Origin of the sequence: Chitinophaga ginsengisegetis (genome assembly GCF_900168065.1) — a bacterium.
Classification (GTDB): Bacteria; Bacteroidota; Bacteroidia; order Chitinophagales; family Chitinophagaceae; genus Chitinophaga; species Chitinophaga ginsengisegetis.
Window position 1 is genome coordinate 1,120,032 of record NZ_FUZZ01000002.1, and the last position, 16,772, is coordinate 1,136,803.

General features: G+C 46.3%; 8 protein-coding genes. 2 read left to right on the top strand and 6 right to left on the bottom strand.

Features of this window, described 5'->3' with window-relative positions; all coding sequences use genetic code 11:
- Nucleotide 1 precedes the first annotated feature (1 nt).
- The 5 genes from B5Z18_RS18390 to B5Z18_RS18410 all read right to left on the bottom strand — a co-directional run bounded on the left by B5Z18_RS18390 (nt 2) and on the right by B5Z18_RS18410 (nt 10,944).
- Complete coding sequence (locus tag B5Z18_RS18390) at nt 2-4,159, bottom strand: hybrid sensor histidine kinase/response regulator transcription factor (RefSeq protein WP_079470931.1); 4,158 nt, start codon at nt 4,157-4,159, stop codon at nt 2-4.
- Nucleotides 4,160-4,270: 111 nt separating this feature from the next.
- Nucleotides 4,271-4,873 carry an IPT/TIG domain-containing protein gene (locus B5Z18_RS18395; protein ID WP_079470932.1) on the bottom strand — a complete coding sequence of 201 codons (603 nt, stop codon included), beginning with the start codon at nt 4,871-4,873 and terminating at the stop codon, nt 4,271-4,273.
- A gap of 27 nt (nt 4,874-4,900) precedes the next feature.
- Nucleotides 4,901-6,034, bottom strand: a complete 1,134-nt coding sequence (locus B5Z18_RS18400; protein WP_143313634.1) for a glycan-binding surface protein — start codon at nt 6,032-6,034, stop codon at nt 4,901-4,903.
- Between the two features lie 33 nt (nt 6,035-6,067).
- Nucleotides 6,068-7,750, bottom strand: a complete 1,683-nt coding sequence (locus B5Z18_RS18405) for a RagB/SusD family nutrient uptake outer membrane protein (protein ID WP_079470934.1) — start codon at nt 7,748-7,750, stop codon at nt 6,068-6,070.
- 11 nt (nt 7,751-7,761) lie between these two features.
- Entirely contained in the window at nt 7,762-10,944 is a 3,183-nt protein-coding gene (locus B5Z18_RS18410) for a SusC/RagA family TonB-linked outer membrane protein (protein WP_079470935.1), read from the bottom strand.
- A gap of 447 nt (nt 10,945-11,391) precedes the next feature.
- On the opposite strand from B5Z18_RS18410, the gene B5Z18_RS18415 reads away from it, so the two are divergent.
- The gene (locus B5Z18_RS18415; protein ID WP_079470936.1) at nt 11,392-12,420 is read left to right on the top strand and encodes an aldo/keto reductase; all 1,029 of its coding nucleotides are present in this window, start codon (nt 11,392-11,394) and stop codon (nt 12,418-12,420) included.
- Between the two features lie 126 nt (nt 12,421-12,546).
- Here B5Z18_RS18415 and B5Z18_RS18420 read toward each other — a convergent pair whose 3' ends face one another.
- Nucleotides 12,547-13,617 (bottom strand): PDDEXK nuclease domain-containing protein, encoded by a 1,071-nt coding sequence (locus tag B5Z18_RS18420; protein ID WP_079470937.1) that lies wholly within the window; start codon nt 13,615-13,617, stop codon nt 12,547-12,549.
- A gap of 503 nt (nt 13,618-14,120) precedes the next feature.
- On the opposite strand from B5Z18_RS18420, the gene B5Z18_RS18425 reads away from it, so the two are divergent.
- Nucleotides 14,121-16,664, top strand: a complete 2,544-nt coding sequence (locus B5Z18_RS18425) for a TonB-dependent receptor (protein ID WP_079470938.1) — start codon at nt 14,121-14,123, stop codon at nt 16,662-16,664.
- Nucleotides 16,665-16,772 lie beyond the last annotated feature (108 nt).

A 16,772-nucleotide genomic window follows, 5' to 3' on the forward strand; every position in this document is an offset into this window, starting at 1 on the left:
TTTATACTGCTTTCTTCGGTGAGTCCTTGCCCGACTGCTTGATATACGCAGAGGGCAATACGCCAAATTCTGCTTTGAAAGATTTAGTGAAATAATGCGGGGTGTTGAATCCCACTTCGTATGATATTTCCGCAATACTAAGCTGGCTTTTCTCCAGCATCTGTGCGGCTTTCCTGAGGCGGATAGACCGTATAAAATCAACCGGTGTTTTACCGGTGAGCAACAACATCTTTTTATAAAGGGATACCCTGCTGATACAAAGATGCTTGCTTAATTCAGCTACACTCAAATTAGCATTCTGCAGATTTTCTTCCACATAGGCCAGCGCAGCGGCAATAAATTTTTCATCTACGGATTGGATGGAAATATCTGCCACCTGCACGTCTACCTGTTTGGTATAAACCTTTTTGATGGTGGTTTGTAAAGTGAGGAGATTCCGGATCTTTGATACCAGCATTTCAAAATTGAATGGCTTACAAAGATAATCGTTGGCGCCTGTTTCCAGTCCTTTCATCTGGTACTCTTCCCCTACCAATGCGGTGAGCAGGATAATCGGGATATGCGAGGTTCTTTTATCCTGTTTGATTTTTGTGCACAACTCCAGCCCGTTCATTTCAGGCATACTCACATCGCTCACAATCAGGTCGGGATGCAGCGCCAGCGCCTTCTGCCATCCTTCCTTGCCATTGGCGGCTTCCAGCAAACAGAAATGCTCCTGCAGATTATCTTTCAGGTAAAATCTGAAATCATCGTTATCTTCTACCAGCAAAACGGTGGGCTTCTTATTCTTTTCCCGTTGCGTAACAGCAGATGGCTGATGTTCGGTGATCACCGGTTCTTGTTCCGTCAGTTCTGTTTTTAGTGGCAACTCTACTATAAAGCAACTGCCGCCATTGGTAATAGATTCCACGCGGATGCTGCCCTGATGCAATTTCACAAACTCCCGCGTAATAGATAAACCAATACCGCTGCCCTGGTTGATGAGAGAAGCAGGAATGTCATGCTGATAAAAACGGTCAAAGATCCTATCTACTTTTTCTGCGGGAATACCAATGCCGGAATCCATTACATTGATGCGAAGGGTTACGGTATTACTGTTATCATCGCCCGGAAGACAATTCAGGAACACGCCCACATGGCCGCCTGCCGGTGTAAATTTAAAAGCGTTGGAAAGCAGGTTGAATAAAATCCTTTCTATCTTATCAAAATCAAAACTGGTTTCGAGGGAAGAAATATCGGTATCAAATGCAAACTTAATATTCTTCTGCTCTGCAATATCCATGAAAGAAAAGGATACTTCTTTAATGAAACGAATGATGTCGCCCGGCCTGGCATCCAGTTTCAGCTCATACACTTCCATCTTCCTGAAATCCAGCAGTTGATTTACCAGGTTCAGCAAACGTCTTACATTACGTTTGATCATATTTACCTGTGCGTTCTGTTCCGCCAGCTGCGGGTCTTTCAGCATTTTATCGAGCGGCGCGATGATCAGCGACAACGGTGTTCTGAACTCATGACTTACATTGGTCAGGAATTTAATCTTCAGCCGGTCCAGCTCATGCAGCCGCCGGGCTTCTTCCCGCTCCTGTTCGCGGCTCCGTTGTGCTTCCTGTTTTTCCTGCTCCTGTAAAAACTGTGTGCGTATTTTTTTGATGCCCCGGTATCTCAGGTAAAATAAAAGTGCTAAAGCCAGCAACACATAGGAGATGTAGGCAACCTGTGTTTTCCAGAACGGCGGAAGAATACGGATGTTTATTGACAGCACCTTTTCATTCCAGGTATCATGTGCCATGGATGTTCTCACTTTAAACACATAGTTGCCCGGATCCACATTGGTGTAAGTGGCTTTGCGGATCTTGTTATCAGAGGCCACCCAGTTTTCATCGAGACCCTCCATCCTGTACTGGTACTTTACCTTATCCGGATTCAGGTAATCCAGCGCGGCAAATTCTATCGAAAAAAAATTCTGATTATAATTCAGTACAATATCTTTGGTGATAGTAATAGAAGCAGGAAGAATCACTCTGCCGTTTATTTTTTCACCGGCTTTTACAGTATGATTAAATAACTGGAAATCTGTAAATACCAGTTCCGGTAAGATGTTGTTGATCTTGATACTTGCCGGATCGAAAAGATTAAAGCCGCTGCCTCCACCGAACACCATTTCTCCCCTGACAGTTACCAGGGAAGCATCTTCATTAAACTGCTTTCCCTGTAAGCCGTCTTTTACATCATAATTAATAAAGTTCAGCTTGTACACATCATTCTTCACTGACACTACCGCATTAGAAAGGCCATTGGCCGTACTGAGCCAGAGGTGATGATTTTTATCTTCCCGGATACCAAGAATGTTATTGTCGGGCAATCCATCTTCTTCCCGGAACTGTAAAAAACGTTTGGTATCGGGGTTAAAAATATTCAGCCCTTCACGTGTACCAATACAGATATATCCCCTGCTGTCTTCAATCATTGAAAGGATATTATCATTCGCCAGGCTGTTGGGATTATTATTTTCATGCTGATAATGCACAAACTTGCCGGTCTTTTTCTCCAACACATCGATACCGTTCGATGTGCCGATCCAGATATTTTTGCGCCGGTCTTCCAGCAGGGTGAAAACGTAGTTTGAACGGATGCTGACGGAATCCTCTCTTCTTAAATGCTTAAATGTTTTTGTTCCCGGATCAAAAATATCCAAGCCACCAGACAGGGTTCCCACCCAGATGCGGTGTTCGCTGTCTTCCATAATTTCATAGATACTGTTATTAGACAAACTATTGGGGTCCTGTTCATCATGACGATAATGGGTAAACGTTTTTCCGTCGAAATAGTCCAATCCACCGAGGTAGGTTCCAATCCATAAATGCTGTTTGTGATCGACACAAAGACTTACCAGCACGTTGGTGCTTATGCTTTGCGGGTTGAATCTATCGTTTACATACGCCTTATAGGTGCCGGTTTGCCGGTTAAAATAGGTAAGGCCGCCGCCGTTACTGGCCAGCCACAGGTTGCCTTTTGCATCTTCCGCGAATTCGTTTATATCGCTGTAGTTGAGTCCTTCTGGTTTCAGTGGATTATGGCTGTACAAGGGGAATTTGAAGAGATCCGGATAGTAATAATTAACGCCTTTTTTATACGTCCCCGCCCAGATCATACCGGCTGCATCGCTGTACAACGTGGTAAGACTATTTTGGGAAAGACTGTTCTGATTACGTTCGTCCATCACCAGGTTCTGCATATGAAACCCGGATTTATCGAGCAGGTTGATGCCGCCGGGATCGGTGGCAATCCATACTTTGCCTTGTTTATCCTGCATCACCGCAGTTACTACATTTGCACTGATCCTGTTTTCCGGCGCATCTTTATAAAAGTGTTTCAGCAGGTTGCCGGCGGGACTGTAATAGTAAAGTCCGTCGCTGCTGCCGGTAAAAACCCAGATATCCTGCTGGCGGTCGACGTACAGCCGGTACCTGGTGGCTTTCTTTTTAGCCAGGGTTGTATACAAAGGCGTGGCCCTGTACACTACTTTACGGGTGCGGGTATCAAATTGTTCCACCCATCCATCGAGGTAAGCAATCCACAAATCGCCACGTTCGTCCAGTGCCATATCGCATACAGCGGTGGAATGAAGCGTGGTGCTGTCGTTCGCCACAACGCCATAAGCTTTTATTTGTTTGGTGTGTTCATTAAGAATGATAATGCCATGATCCGCATGTAAAAAATAAAATTCGCCGTTGGCGCCTTTCAGTACTTTTTCTACCTGGTAGCCATACACCTGCAGCGGGTGCAGCAATTTGGCTACATCATCATTGAAGCTGTCTGTTTCCGGATCATAGATAGAAAATCCCAGCTGTGTTGTAATCCAGAGGCGGTTTCCGGGGGCATCATAAATATGGGTGACAAAATTATCGCTGAGAGAAGTGGCATCATTCAGCCGGTGTTTATATACTTTAAATTTAGAACCATCAAACCGGTTGAGCCCATTCAGGGTACCCATCCACAGGAATCCTTTTGCATCTTTTAAGATACTGGTAACTCCATTATGCGACAGCCCGTTATTTACATCCAGGTGAGAGAAAGCATACGGCATATCCTGCGCAGCAACAGATGTGCAGTACATCCATAACAACAGCAGGTATTTTATATTGGCAAGTTTCATCTTATAACGCGGACGTAATTGAAAAAATGATGGTATATCCCCGCTGCCGGTAGCGACAGCGGGCGATATGAAAATACGATTCCTCTGTTTAAAATGTATGCTATTTTCGGGTTATTCAATTACCAGCGGATTTTCCGACTCAATATCGGTTGGCGCAGTACCATCGGTGCTGAACACCAGGGTGCCGGTAGTGGCCGTGGCCGGTACTTTCAGCACCAGGTCTGTCAGCGACTTACTGACAAATTCCGTTACGGCAGCATCGTCGTTACCAAAGGTGACCCGGGTTACCCAGTTTACAAAATTGCCTTTAATGGTGATGGTTGCGCCTTTGGCGGCGGAAGCCGGAACGGTGGTAATGGTTACCGTCACGTTGAGGTTTAATACCGTTTTGGATACTACATCGCCTTCGGGTGCTTTCAGGGTAACCACTCCTTTCTCCGTTTCCTGCGGAACCGTGATCACGATATGATCGCTTGTTTGTTCTGAGAAAGCCGCGGCTTCTACGGTAGCGCCTTTCAGCGCGATGGCGGTTACTTTATTAAGATTGGTGCCGATAAAGCTGATCTTGTCGCCGGGCTTTGACCCCGAAGGGCCAAAGCTCAGCAAAGTTACCTTATCCGTTTTAACGGCGTCATCGTCGTCTTTACTGCAGGACATCAAACCCACGGTGAGCAGGAGCAGCCAAAGCAGTGGCGTATGCAAAATAGTTTTCATTGTAATGAGTTGAATACTTGTGAACACTTATTTCTTAATCACTTTTGGCACTACGCGGAAATTGTCGAACGACATATCGCAATCGAGTTCACCCGCGCCGTTGAATACAATCCTGGTGTAGTATCCGTTGGGTTGCACCGTTTGTTTGGCGTAGGCGGCGGTCACTTCTTCGTAGGGGATAACCACCGTTTGCCAAACGCCTTTCGTGTCGTAGGGAGGCTTCCAGGAGAAATCGCCCTGGCCATCATTCTTCACGCCTATACAGAATTTAAGCCCGTTATTGTTGTAGGGTTTCTTCGTGTTCAGTTCAAACTTCAGGTTATAATTCTCCGGTTTCAGGATGGCTTCATCCGGGATATTTTTACTGATGGGACCCATTGCATCTGCCGGTCCGCCGGCCAGTTCCACCCAACCCCAGTTGCTGATGGGTTGTTTTACGCGGATGTAGTTACCATTGATAGCGGCGGGATCATCTGCGCCCGGATTGGTAACTACAAAGGAGTAATTCCACCAACCGGTGAAGGGGTCGCTGCTGATAAATATGTTCCTGTTGTCGCGGAACCAGAAATCGGAAATAGCTTCGCCGAAATTGGTTTTAATAGTGATTTGCCCCGGTTGTGCGCCGGCCGGTACTCTTACTCTCAGTTGCTTGTCTGTTGTTTCTACTATTTCGCCGGTAGCGCCACCAGTGAATGCTACCGTTACAGGTGGATAGAAAAAATCACCGGTGATCACTGCTACATCTCCGGCGGCCACATATTCACAATCCATCCGGGTAACCAGTGGTTTGCTGATCTTTACCGGGAAATTATACTCGAGTTTTTTTCCGCTGGCGAAGATGATCTTTAGTTTATTATCTACTTCTACCGGGATCTGGGAAGGTATACTTACGAGTATAACGGTGGCAGTAATGTAGGGTTGTGTAAGACTTGCTTTCTGATCATTGAACCAGATTTCCCTGGCATCTCCCAGGTTCTCACCCACAATGGCAATTAGCACGCCCTGCCCGGCTTCTACCAGCAGGGAATCTGCGGTAGCGGGATCTGTTAGCCGCACATAACTGATACGCGGTTCGCCGTTGTTGGGAAGGTTATCTTTGGTACAGGAAAAGATTCCTATACACATAATAAGAACTACGATGGAGCTATATATCTTTTGCATGAGTATATTATTTTTTGTAAAAAACGTATAGGCCTACTTGTTATAATAATCTACCGCCGGCTTCTTCAGATTCGGTGCCTGGCTTAATTCTGCTGCAGGTATTGGAATCAGGAAGTTACCGTCGTTGGCGATAATTTTCCGGAAAGAGGCCCATGATGTTTTCACACATTTCCACGATGTAGGATCTGGCATTTTATCAGGTGCCGTGGCAAACAGGCCCCTGTCCTGCGAGTTTAAGATGGCGTATGCTTTTGCTTTATTATAATAGTGAAGAGACACGAGGTCGTACCACGCCATTCCTTCCATTGCAAATTCTACAATGCGCTCATTAAAGATCACATCAGCGGTGAGCGGATCTTCAAAACGGGGCAATCCGGCGCGGGTATGCACGGCATTAAAATATTCCAGGGCTGTAGCGTCTGTAGTGCTGGCGCTGTTGCCCAGTACGGCTTCTGCGTAGATCAGGTACATTTCAGACAGGCGCATCATGTAAGTATCGTTGCCATAATTTTGCTGCGCTGACTGTCCGCCAACATCCGCGGCCCTGCCGGTTACATATTTCTTGATGCAGAGGAAATTATTATCGCCGGTATTATAAGGGTAAATTAATTTAGGAGTGGTACCATCTGCCAGCTTCTGGGTAATTTCCGGGTAGTAGGCGCCTGGCATAAAAAAGGTGGCTTTCAGTCGCTGGTCCAGTGTTCTGCCGCTGATCAGCGTATCACCGGAATTCACGAACCCTTCGTACTTGCTGATCATCCACCAGGTGGCGCTTTTATCGCCTCCCCAGCCATCGCCGTTACACATTTTGCTGTCGTAGTTCAGGTCAGACGGCGCAGCATTAGAGGCGCCCCAGTCGCCCGGTGCGTATACCCATTGCAGTGAGAACATCGACTCTGCATTGTTATCATAAGGAAAGAGGAAGAGATCGTAATAACTTCTGAGTAATGAATATTTGCTTTTGGTGATTACCCGTTGGGAGAAGTATTTGGCGCTGTCCAGGTCCGATTGGTTGCGGGCGCCGGAGCCGTTTGCACCCAGTCCTGCGCGGGTGAGATAAAACCGTGCAAGCATGCCTTCCGCCGTCCATTTGGTGATGCGGCCTTCGCGGGCAGGCACTTCCGGCAGATCTTCCGAGAGGGCGCGCATTTCGCTGATCACAAATTTCCACACACTTTCTACCGTGTTTTTCCGGAGAGAAGTATCAGAGATTAACTTCAGGTTATCTTCTATAACAGGCACTTCTCCCCAATTCATTACCAGGTAACGGTAAGCCAGCGCCCTCATAAACCGTGCTTCTGCAATAGCCATTCTTTTTGCAGCAGCAGAAACTTCCGGACCTGCATATTTGTTGATATTGGAAATGGTGAGATTCGACTGGCCGATCACAATAAAGAAAGATCGCCAGGATGCGCCGTTGGCCGTAGTATTAGCGGTGGTATTAAATTCCACATTCTCTTTATCATTCCATCCCGAATAAGCAGTACCTGCCCTGAAATCACCGATGCTGATGGCGGAACGGCCGTTGTAATCAGACCATACTTTACTGTATAGCAAAGCGGTAGCTGCCATCAGCTGATCATCCGTTTTATAAAATCCCGCATCCACAATGGCATCTTTGGGAGGACGTCTTAAAAATTCTTTTGAGCAGGCTGCCAGTAAAAAAACAGATAACAGCAGCGCTCCGTGATATATATTGAGTGTACTTTTTTTCATAACCTGCAATTTTAGAAATTAACGCTTAGGGCAAAAGTGTAGATGCGGGTGAGCGGGTACCGTCCAAAATCAAGTCCTATAGCCTGATTTGCGGAGCTGGCATCCCTTCCTACATAACCACCTACTTCAGGATCGTATCCGGTGTAGCCCGTGAGTGTGGCCAGGTTTTGCGCACCAAAAGTAAACCTGGCACCCCTGACTATTTTTTGTTTTGCCAGCAGGGAAGCAGGCAAACTATAAGAGAGGGAAACATTTTTCAGCCGCAGGAAAGAACCATCTTCCACGTACCGGTCGGTGATCCGGCCGTAGTTACCATTCGGGCCATTGGATATCCTTGGGATATTTGTTCCCGGATTGGATAAGGTAACATTGCCGTCTTTATCCGTTACCGGTTTAGCGTAGTCCATCGCCTCCACCATCATGTTGCGGCTAAGATTGACCTGGTTGGGATTGGAGTTCACCCGCGCCAGGTAATTATATACATCATTGCCGTAAGTACCGGTGATTAAAATGCTCAGGTCAAATCCTTTGTAAGAGAACGTATTGGTAAAACCACCGAATACTTTCGGATAAGGATTACCTATATAAGTTTGATCATTTACATCAATAATACCGTCAGGCTTTCCCTGCGGACCGCTCACATCTTTGAACTTTACATCTCCCACCCAAATATTGTCCACATTGGTAGGAAGACGCTGCCCGGTGTTATCTACCGGTACCGCGCTTTTATTGATTTCATCTACCGATTGGAAAATACCTTCCTGGATGTAGCCCAGGAACAGCCAGGGCGCCTGGCCTACCACAGATTGCTGGGTCCAGTTGTCCAGCCACCACGAAGTGCGGTTCAGCACTCCTGCTTCCGTATTGAACTTTTTGATCTTCGTTTTGAATCCAGAGAGGTTGAGACTGGATTCCCATTTAAAATCTTTTGTGCGGATATTGGTAGTGTTGATAGTTACGGCCCAGCCCTTATTTTCCAGGGAGCCGATGTTTACTGTAGGCGCTCCTACGGCTCCAATTCCGTTGGTACCCATGTACCAGGGCAATGGAATATCCATCAGGAGGTTGTCGGTATTTTTTATGTAGTAATCGGCCTCGATGCTGATTTTATTATTCAGGAAGCCCAGGTTAATACCAATATTATTGGTTTGGGTAGACTCCCACTGTAACCCCGGATTAGCATACCGGGATGTTAAAAATCCCGTACCGGTTGGTGTGGCAGCGGCCTGCATAGGCGCATAGATACCGGCGCTCCAGCCAGAGTTACCGGTGATACCGGTTTCAAATCTCAGTTTAAGATCGCTGATAAAAGGTACCTGGAAGAAGCGTTCCCTGGAAACACGCCATGCTGCCGAAAGTGCAGAGAAGGTGCCCCATATATTTTCATCTCCGAAATTTGCTGAACCATCTCTCCTCACGGATCCCGACAGGATATACCGGTCGTCGTAATTATAATTTATTCTTCCGAGATAAGATTCCATTGCCCAGTCGCCCTGACCGCCGGAGTTGGTAGCATCAGCTGCATCACCGGCATTCAGATCCAGGATATCATTGGTAAGAAACCCTTTCCTGCCGCCGGTTAAATTTTTCCAGTTGGATTCCTGTGCCTCGTGGCTCACCATGAGATTGACATTGTGCTTTCCAAATTGTTTGGAGTATTCAATCAGCTGGTTCCAGTTCCAGTAGGTGCTTACATTGCTTCCGTTGGTAAGACTAGCCCGGTCGTTTACCGCCCAGCCAATAGAATAGGTGGGCAGATAATTTTCCGTGTTGGCAAAGCCAAAATTGGTGTTGAACGTAGTTCTGATATAGAGATCTTTGATTGGATTTATACTGGCGCCGATGCCACCGATCAGCTGCCGTCTTATTGCCCTGTTGATATTCAGGTTGGCAATGGCAATAGGATTTACCGGGGTATAGATATTGGCGCCATTAGTAACATCGCCGCCGCCCCAGGAACCATCCATATTTTTCACGGGAATTTGTGGTGTGAGCATCAACGCGGTGGAAATGATATTCTCCTGGCTGGTGGTGAGATTTTCCTTTGTTTGGTTGAAGCTGAGATTAGCGTTCAGTGCGATCCAGTTGCGGGGTTTATTGTCGAGGTTTAACCGGAACCCATACCTGTTAAAGCCGGAGCCCAGGGCAACACCATCCTGTTTCATGTATTCGCCGGAAAGGTAGTAGGTTGTTTTTTCGGTACCTCCGCTCAAACTCAGCTGGTGCTTGCTCATGGGGGCGTTTCTGAAAAGTTCCTTTTGCCAGTCGGTACCCTTGCCCAGCAGGGAGGGATCTTTAAACTCTTCCTGGGTATTGCCACCTGCCAGCGCGTGGTATTCATTTACCATTTGTGCATACTGGCGCAGGTCCATTACGGCTACATGTGGTGGCGGCGTTTGTATATTATATTGGAAGGCATAATCCATTTTAGTATCGCCGGCTTTACCTCTTTTGGTGGTAACAATCAGCACCCCATTGGTGGCCCTGGAGCCATACAACGCGGTGGCAGAAGGCCCCTGCAACACTTCAATATTTTCAATATCTGCAGGGTTAAGGCCGGCCAGTGGATTGGACGAACTGGTTGACCCAAAGGAAATGGCAGCGCCGGGCATCTGCACACCATCTATTACGTACAACGGTTCATTGGTACCATTAATAGAGTTCACGCCACGGATATTAACGGAGATGCCACCGCCGGGCTGACCGGAATTTTGTGTAACATATACACCTGCAGAACGTCCTTGTATGGCCTGTTCCAACGTGGTATTCACGGTACGGTCCATTTCTTTGGAGGTAACCGTAGTTTGCGCGCTGGTGAGATTAGCTCTTTTGGCCTTACCATAGGCCACTACCACCAGTTCATCGAGCTTACTGGTAGCAGAAGTAAGGGATATGCGGATAACATCTTCCTCTCCTACACGGACTTCCCGGGTTTGATAACTGAGGTAGGTAACGACCAGCACATCTCCTTTCGCGGCGGTAATGGTGAATTCTCCATTAAGATTGCTGAGCGCCATTGTTTTGGTTCCTTTTACAAGCACGGTTGCACCGGGCAAGGGCTGCGATTCACCTGTAATCACTCCCTTTACAGCACGGGATTGACTGTATGCAGTCAGGGAGCAGCTGATCATTAACAATGAATAGCAGAGGAAAAAACAGCATACGGGTTTTAACCTTGTTAGAGTTTTTTTCATTGATGAATGATTTGGAGGTGAGGTAATAAGTGTTTCATAACGTTTGTTTTAAACATACTGACGGTATCTGGTTGATATAAAAAGTGGAATTTGTAAGATGGAAATCGTTCGTTTTATGGCATTCATACAATGCATCATAAAAGTGGTATAGGCCAATTTTACAAATCATAACGTCTGGAATTCATGATGAAGCTATTGTTCTTTCATAAGAATCCATATCAGCTTTGATAACGATTATAACACAAATGTTAACCGGCGATAACAAACTTAAAATCAATTATTTACGTAAAAAATATTTAAAAAAATGGTAGTTTACAGGGTCAGAAAAATACTACTATTGATAAATAAGTATTAACAATAGTAGTATCTGAGAATAAAATTTCCGGCGATATTTGTGATTCTTTTTGATGGCTTAACCATATTTTGAACCCAACAATTTAGTTTCTTATGAAATACACCACCCTGGGAAATACCGGATTGATTGTTTCCAGATTATCCTTTGGCGCCATGACCTTTGGCAGTGATCCATCTATGCCTACTATATATAAGGTATCTGATGAGGAAGCCCGTAAAATGATTGACACATCGCTGGCGGCAGGCATTAACTTTTTTGATACTGCCGATGGATATGCCGGTGGTCAGTCGGAAGTAATGCTTGGCCGGTTGCTGGCCAACCGCCGGCATGAAGTAGTGATTGCCACGAAGGTGGGGTTCCGCAATGGTGCGCCAATAACGCAGTCGGGGCTTTCCCGCAGGCATATCCTTTACTCTTGCGATCAGAGCCTGAAGCGCCTGGGCACCGACTACATCGATTTGTATATTGTTCACCGGGAAGACCCCGTAACCCCGCTGGAAGAAACCCTTGCCACACTGGACGGGTTGGTTAAAAGCGGTAAAGTGCGGTACATCGGTTTCTCCAACTGGTCTGTATGGAAATCGGCGCTTGCCTGGCAGATGCAGCGCGATAATGGCTGGACTACCTTCTGCAATGGCCAGATGAACTACACCCTTGTTGGCCGTGACGTAGAATACGATGTGGTGCCGTTTATGCAACAGGCCGGAATAGGTATGACGGTTTGGGGTCCATTGGCGGGTGGATTCCTGAGCGGCAAATACACCCGTGAAAATCTGAAAGAAGAAGGGAACCGTCTTTCCGGTTTTGATATTATTCCGTTCGACAAAGAAAAGGGCTTTGTACTGGTAGACCGGATGAAAGAAATAGCTGCCGCACATAACGCCACGGCGGCACAAATATCACTGGCATGGTTGCTGACCAAACCAGTGGTATCCAGCGTAATAATTGGCGCATCCAAAGTGCCGCAGCTGGAAGACAACCTGAAAGCAGCCGCCATTGAGCTTTCCAGTGCGGAAGTGGAATTGCTGGACAGCCTCACGGCTCCGGGGCCGTTATATCCGCACTGGTTTAATCACAACCTGGCAGATCCTCAGCATGTGGCAGCTGGGTTGATTAAGTGATTAAAATAACCCGGTCTTCCGGGGCCGGGTTATTTTAATTACCTTATAAACTGCAGTTTCCGGATAGTGTATCCGAATTAGTTATCTCCCAGTATAACTTACTACGACTTTGTTTGAAAGAGTTTTTTATTCAACAATTCTTTTCAGTTCAGCCTTGGTGGGTAGATATAGTCTATATTCTTTGGCAAAAATGGTCCTATTGTTTTCCGGTAAGGTGATTTCTATTACTGCATCACTCTTGTCTTTACAAATGATGATACCTACTGTCGCCTTCTCGGATTTAGTTCTTATATATCGATCGTAGTAATTGACATACATCTGCATCTGACCTATATCCTGATGTTTTAGTTTTCCTATTTTCAGATCTACTAATACAAAGCATTGTAACAGGCGATTGTACAAAACCAGGTCTACAAAAAAATCTTCTCCATCCAATGAAAACCGAACCTGCCGCCCCTGGAAAAGAAAACCTTTTCCCATCTCCAGCAAAAAATGCTCAATTTTATTTATGATGGCTTTTTCCAGATCCGATTCTGTATAACTGTTCTTCTCTTCCAGCCCTAAAAATTCCAATATGTAAGGAGTTTTCAGTACATCCTCAGGTTTTTCAACAAGCTGCCCTTTCCTGGCGAACTCCTTTACACTTTTTTTGTCCTTGCTCAATGTCAGCCGTTCAAAAAGCCCGCTATTGATTTGCCGTTGCAACTCGCGGACACTCCAGTTACCCTGTGTGACTTCGATTTCGTAGAAAGAACGCTCAGCTGTATCTTTTATTCTGCAAAGCGCTACATAATGGGACCAGGACAAGGGGAATACTTCTGCGAAAGAAGCCAGAAACGCCGTTTCTGATTTCAGCGAAGATTTCGCAGACGGTGTCTGCGGAATTGGTAACTTCTTTTGCCGGTTTCTATAGATCAGGAAGAAAGTTCTTATTTGCTCCAGATTCCTTTGAGAGAAGCCATTACCGAATTTTTTGCAAAGCTCTTTACTAAGCTGCTTGATTGTTTCCTGACCATATACTGCTTTAGTATTTCCGCCCTGTTCATGTTCAACGATCAGCCTACCTAGATGAAAGTAGGTGAATACCATCAGACTATTGGTGTTCCTCACCGCCTGATGTCTGGCAGCTTCCAACAGATCAACAGCTTGTTTGATCAATATATTACTTGTTATCGCAGTTGTTCTCACTTTGGTCATATGCTGTGTATTAGTTTTTAAACCCAGTACATATACACATTGGCGAAAGAAAAGGTACACTGCAGTTTCTACCGGCGTATTCTAATTTGTAACCTTGCGGATACCGTTATATTTTTTGAGGGCAATGTTGTGCGTGTCATAGCCCAATAAAACTCCCCTGCCCCCCTCTAAATGAAATCCCCTCGCACATTATTTTCTCAACCAATCAATCTTTTTTATCAAGCTAACATTTATTTTAAGCCAAAAATCTTATTAATAAACTATATATCATCTATATACAAATACTAAATATTAATTACTCTACTAATTCTATAGGATATGTAATTATATTTTGTATTTTTAATCCGGGAATAACGCCCCTCAACCAATTTCATTCTGTACGTACATGGCATAAGACCTATAGGCTTTTTACCGGGCTATTTCTATGAGCTGATAACAGTGCATCCCTATTTCTTCTGCTGTCAAAAGCTCGCGCATATTAGAAAACAATTAATTCAACCACAATGATAAAACTACTACCATTATTCCTGCCTATCTTATTAGCAGCTAACATAGCAGCCGCACAAACCACCCTACAGGGCGTGATAAAAAACGGAGAGGGCACACCTTTACCGGGAGCCACCATATTAGTAAAAGGCACCAACGTGCATGCACTTGCGGATTCTGTTGGCCGCTTCTCTCTTGAAACACAAAAAGATCCCCCGTTCACCCTATTGGTTAGCTTCATTGGTCATAAACCAAAGGAACTACATGTTCCCAAACAACCATCCGGTTCCCTGCAGGTAGCGCTTACGAAAAATGATTTGCTGTCGGAAGTGGTGATCACAGCCAGACGACGGAAGGAAACACTGCAAAATGTGCCCATTCCCATATCTGTGATCAGTGGCGCCCTGGCGGAAGATGCCGGCGCATTCAATGTAAACCGCTTAAAAGAACTGGTTCCCTCCGTACAACTATATTCCTCTAACCCGCGTAACACGGGGCTGAGCATCCGCGGACTTGGCACTACCTTCGGTCTTACCAACGACGGCATTGATCCGGGTGTAGGATTTTATGTAGATGGCGTGTATTATGCCCGCACTGCCGCTACTACCATCGACTTCCTCGATGTAGAACAAATTGAAGTATTGCGCGGCCCACAAGGAACACTGTTTGGAAAAAATACCACCGCCGGCGCATTTAACGTAACCACACGTAAACCGAGCTTCACGCCGGGCGCCAGCTTTGAGCTTAGTTATGGCAACTACGGATACATCCAGGCGAAGAGTTCTCTCACCGGGCCTTTAGGAAAAAAAGTAGCCGCACGCTTGTCGTTTTCAGGTACGCAACGCGACGGATTGCTTTACAATGTTGCCAAAAACAAACCAACGAATGACCTTAATAATCTCGGCGCCCGCGCACAAATATTATTCAAGCCTTCAGAGAAAGTAGACATCATCCTGGCGGCAGATGCCACCCGGCAGCGCCCCGACGGATATGCACAGGTATATGCAGGCACCGCTCCTACCCTGCGTGCAGGCTACCGGCAATTCAACAGCATCATCACAGACCTCAATTATAAACTGCCAACGCTTAACCCATTCGACCGGGTAATTGACCACGATACCCCATGGCAATCCTACCAGGACTTCGGCGGCGTGTCGCTCAATGTTGATATCCAGCTGGGACCCGGAAAACTGACGTCCACTACCGCTTACCGGTACTGGAACTGGGATCCTTCCAACGACCGGGACTTTACAGGACTACAGGCTTTGGCACTGTCGCAGGCGCCATCGAAACATAAACAATGGTCGCAGGAAGTACGTTGGGCAGGATCACTGCATCCCCGCCTCAGCGCAGTGTTTGGCGTGTTTGCCTTCGGCCAGCAGCTGGATCCGGATGGCGCCCACACTGAAGAATCCGGCCGCGATCAGTGGCGCTTCTCTCAAAGCACTACCAGCGACCTGTGGAAAACCCCGGGACTTTTTGACGGATATGGTATCAAATCCTATCCCCGGCTTAAAACTTTTAGCGGCGCTTTCTTTGGTCAGCTCGACTGGAAAATTTCCAATCGTCTGAACCTGTTGCCCGGTCTACGTTTCAACTATGATGATAAAAAAGTGGACTTCCGCCGCGATACCTATGGCGGTTTACAAACAGAAGACCCGCAACTGATTGCGCTTAAAAATCTGGTTTACACCTCGCAGGCATTTAAAACAGATATCGACGATACCAACTTATCCGGTCAGTTAACACTGGCATTTAAAGTGAACAGCCGGATCAATACTTTTGCTACCTTCTCTACGGGCTTCAAACCTATTGGCCTTAACCTCGGCGGATTGCCCACCGCTTCCGGCAAAACAATGCTGGAACTGGCCGTGATCAAACCGGAAGAAGTACGTCATTATGAAGTGGGTATCAAAACCTCGCCCAGCCCCAATTCAACCGTAAACCTCACGGTTTATAATACCGATATTTCCGACTACCAGACCCAGGTACAGGCGGCAGATCTTTCTGTAAACCGTGGCTACCTCGCCAATGCAGAAAAAGTTCGCGTACGTGGCGCTGAGCTGGATGCCAATATAAAAATCAAAGACTTCCTCTCTTTCTATGGAGCGTTGGCTTACACTGATGGTAAATACGTGACATTCAAAAACGCACCACCGCCACTTGAAGAAACCGGTGGCCCTACGTTCAAGGATATTTCCGGTGGCGAATTACCCGGTATCTCTAAATGGGCCGCATCTTTAGGCGGAGAGGTAACCGCTGCCGGAAAGCTGCTGGGCCACGATGGCAACTTCTTCCTGGCGCTGGATAGTTACTACCGTTCTTCCTTCTCTTCTAATCCTACTCCTTCCAAATACCTGGTAGTGGATTCATATGTACTGCTCAATGGCAGGGTGGGATTCCGGGCGCCAAACGGCTTGTCGCTCTTTGTTTGGGGCCGCAACCTGCTCGATAAAGATTATTTTGAACAACTGTTACCCGGAGCCGGGAATGCAGGTCACTATGCCGGTGTACTGGGTGATCCGCGCACCTATGGCGTAACAATACGGTATTCTTTATAAATAATTTTATCGGCATGCTGTTGCAAAGTTTACCGCTTTGCAGCAGCATGTTAATAGATGCCGGCCAATAGTACTGATGACTTTTACTAAAATTTCACCTATATTTCA

Bases quoted from the DNA above. Each gene is read 5' to 3' on its own strand.
- B5Z18_RS18390 (WP_079470931.1), bottom strand. From the start codon at position 4,159: ATGAAACTTGCCAATATAAAATACCTGCTGTTGTTATGGATGTACTGC.
- B5Z18_RS18395 (WP_079470932.1), bottom strand. From the start codon at position 4,873: ATGAAAACTATTTTGCATACGCCACTGCTTTGGCTGCTCCTGCTCACC.
- B5Z18_RS18400 (WP_143313634.1), bottom strand. From the start codon at position 6,034: ATGCAAAAGATATATAGCTCCATCGTAGTTCTTATTATGTGTATAGGA.
- B5Z18_RS18405 (WP_079470934.1), bottom strand. From the start codon at position 7,750: ATGAAAAAAAGTACACTCAATATATATCACGGAGCGCTGCTGTTATCT.
- B5Z18_RS18410 (WP_079470935.1), bottom strand. From the start codon at position 10,944: ATGAAAAAAACTCTAACAAGGTTAAAACCCGTATGCTGTTTTTTCCTC.
- B5Z18_RS18415 (WP_079470936.1), top strand. From the start codon at position 11,392: ATGAAATACACCACCCTGGGAAATACCGGATTGATTGTTTCCAGATTA.
- B5Z18_RS18420 (WP_079470937.1), bottom strand. From the start codon at position 13,617: ATGACCAAAGTGAGAACAACTGCGATAACAAGTAATATATTGATCAAA.
- B5Z18_RS18425 (WP_079470938.1), top strand. From the start codon at position 14,121: ATGATAAAACTACTACCATTATTCCTGCCTATCTTATTAGCAGCTAAC.